Consider the following 585-nt stretch of genomic DNA (forward strand, 5'->3'; position numbering starts at 1 on the left):
GCAGTGTCCCGTTCGTCTAGAGGCCTAGGACACCGCCCTTTCACGGCGGTAACAGGGGTTCGACTCCCCTACGGGATACCATTGGGTCGTTAGCTCAGTTGGTAGAGCAGTTGACTTTTAATCAATTGGTCGCAGGTTCGAATCCTGCACGACCCACCATTCTTTCTCCACGAAGGAATTAAAACTATCGTGGGCGATTAGCTCAGTTGGGAGAGCACCTGCCTTACAAGCAGGGGGTCACTGGTTCGAGCCCGGTATCGCCCACCATTCTCTAAAAATTCTTGGAAGTTAAATCTCCAAACCACTTCTTATGTCGCTGGTTGGATTTTTCGACTGTGAGAGTATTTAGAAAATGAACTTCACAAGAAGTCTCATTGCTCTTTAACAATTTGGAAAGCTGACTGATTGATTACTTACGAGTAATTCAATCAAATTTAAAAGTTCTCAATGTTTATCTTTCATTAGATAAACACAACAAACACATTCAAGTGTCTTGTATTCGATTCAAACTTGTTTGAATCACAATTGAGTCCGGCAAACAGTCATTGAGAATTAACCCTTCTTAATGACAACCAAAAACCTTGG

3 tRNA genes are annotated in these 585 nt (G+C 42.7%); all 3 read left to right on the forward strand.

The window, feature by feature from the left end:
* Positions 1–5: 5 nt before the first annotated feature.
* The 3 genes from AB4351_RS16315 (at position 6) to AB4351_RS16325 (ending at position 267) form a co-directional block, all read left to right on the forward strand.
* Positions 6–81, forward strand: a tRNA-Glu gene (locus tag AB4351_RS16315).
* A gap of 2 nt (positions 82–83) precedes the next feature.
* Positions 84–159: transfer RNA gene (locus AB4351_RS16320), tRNA-Lys, on the forward strand.
* A 32-nt stretch (positions 160–191) separates the two neighbouring features.
* A tRNA-Val gene (locus AB4351_RS16325) sits at positions 192–267 on the forward strand.
* Positions 268–585: the final 318 nt, after the last annotated feature.

The organism is Vibrio sp. 10N.261.51.F11 (genome assembly GCF_041471665.1).
Taxonomy (GTDB): Bacteria; Pseudomonadota; Gammaproteobacteria; order Enterobacterales; family Vibrionaceae; genus Vibrio; species Vibrio crassostreae_C.